General features: G+C 49.0%; 1 protein-coding gene. It reads left to right on the plus strand.

Annotated features, from left to right (window positions below):
- On the plus strand, positions 1-1,214 hold a 1,214-nt coding region (locus QVP67_RS08500; protein ID WP_288180043.1), incomplete at its 5' end, for an energy transducer TonB.
- Positions 1,215-2,000 lie beyond the last annotated feature (786 nt).

Below are 2,000 nucleotides of genomic sequence, written 5' to 3' on the forward strand. Positions count from 1 at the left end.
CACTGGCTGTAACGGCCTTTGCCCGTCCCGAAGTGTCGGCTGTGACCGACGAAATTTCAAGCGCCAAAGTTAATGATTTGGCCGAAATGGTGAAAACAAATCTGCCGGAAAGTGTGGTCGAAGCAGTGAAAGACACGCTGCCGCCGGGCGTAATCCATGTGCCTCAGGAAGTGAAAGACGACCTGAAAGGTACGCCCGTCTTCGAAGTGGTGGAGCAGATGCCTGAATATCCTGATGGTGGCATGGCCGGGCTGATGGAGTATTTCAAGAAGAATATGCGTTATCCTGAAGCGGCCAAGGAGGCCGGTATGCAGGGACGCGTAACGGTTCAGTTTGTAGTGAATAAAGACGGAAGCATCAGCGGTGCGAAAGTGCTGCGTAGTGTGGAGCCCGATTTTGATGCCGAAGCCATCCGTCTGGTGAACGCTATGCCCAAGTGGAAGCCGGGAATGCAGGGCGGAAAGCCGGTGCCGGTGAAGTTTACCGTACCTGTCAAGTTCATGCTGGATGAGGGCAATGAGAAAGTCGCTTCAAAGAACCAGCCCCTTATTATAAGGGGGGCAAGTACTACCGACCATGCGGACATACTGATACTGGTGGACGGACGGGAGGTGACCCCCGAAATACTTCAGGCTCTCAATCCCAGCCGCATCCAGTCTTTCAGCGTGCTGAAGGAACCGTCCGATATAGCAAAGTATACGACGGACAAGAGCAAGAAAGCCGTCATGCTGGTCACGCTGAAGAAGGAGGAGCCGAAACCTTTGGCTGGTACGGTGGCTACCATCCGCGTGTCGGACAATGCTCAGAAGGCGTTGGTGGTGATTGACGATAAAGTGTCGGATGAAGCTACCCTCAAGAGTTTGTCGCCCGACCAGATTGAGTCGGTTACCGTATTGAAGTCTCAGGCAGCTGTCTCACTTTATGGCGAGGCGGGAAAGAAAGGTGTTCTTTACGTCCGTACCAAGGCTGCCACGGCCGGTGTGCAGGATGGCGAGGTGAAGGTCAGCGGGCTGGTAGTAGACACGCAGGGCGAGCCCGTCATCGGCGCTTCGATTCTGATTGAAGGTACGAACAAAGGTACCGTGACCGATGTGGACGGTAAGTTCTCGTTGCCTGCTCCCAGCGGCGCCATACTCAAGGTGGCCTTTATCGGCATGAAGGAGGCCAGTGTGAAGGTATCTCCGATGATGGTAGTAACGTTGGAAAAAGAATAAGATACTGGAGATATGGAAAGGCTATCGGAAGGGAATCTTGAAAAAGAAGTTGGAGAAACGGATATCTGCGTTGTCAAAGTGACACTTTGATTCCCCAACCCCGCTAGAATCGCGTATTTCGGACGCGAGGCGGACTCGGTGGAAAAAAACGGAGCGGGGAACGCCTTTCTGCCTTATTTATAGACGTATAGCGAAAACTTTACATTTGAAATAGAATAAAAACAGGCTCCGGAAACGGAAAAAACGGAGCCGGAAACACGGAAACGGTACTTTCGGAATGCGGAAGTGCCGTTTTTTTTCGTCGGACATGCTTTTTCAGGGCTATTGACAAGCAATCTGGGGCCGGATTGCAAGCATTGTTGGCGTTCCGCACAAGTATTGTTCGTGTTCGGTACAAGCAATCCGGCGGAGCGGTGCAAGCGTTGCTCCGGCTTTTATAACGTTTTTTACATGGTTTACTCTTCCGTTAGTCTTTTCCGAAAAACGGACGTGTCACTTAAATACTAAGAATACTTTCATTTTGCTGCATGAATAGCGTTTTCAGCTGTAGATTTGCTTTTTTCAGAAAGGCAGGAATTATTTCTTGGTATTTGGGGGGATTTATGCGATATAAACCTTAAAAAAAGAATCCTTTTATTGTCTTGTATCGTAATTGTTGTATATTGGCTGCATACAAAACCTTAAAATTTATAAAAGATTACATTATGGAGAGTATTTTTTTAACAAAGAAATGGCACACAATGTTGCTTGTGTTGTCTACGCTGTTTGTTTTAGCGTCGTGTGATG

The sequence above is a fragment of the Bacteroides sp. CAG:633 genome, assembly GCF_000435115.1.
Lineage (GTDB): Bacteria > Bacteroidota > Bacteroidia > Bacteroidales > Bacteroidaceae > Bacteroides > Bacteroides ndongoniae.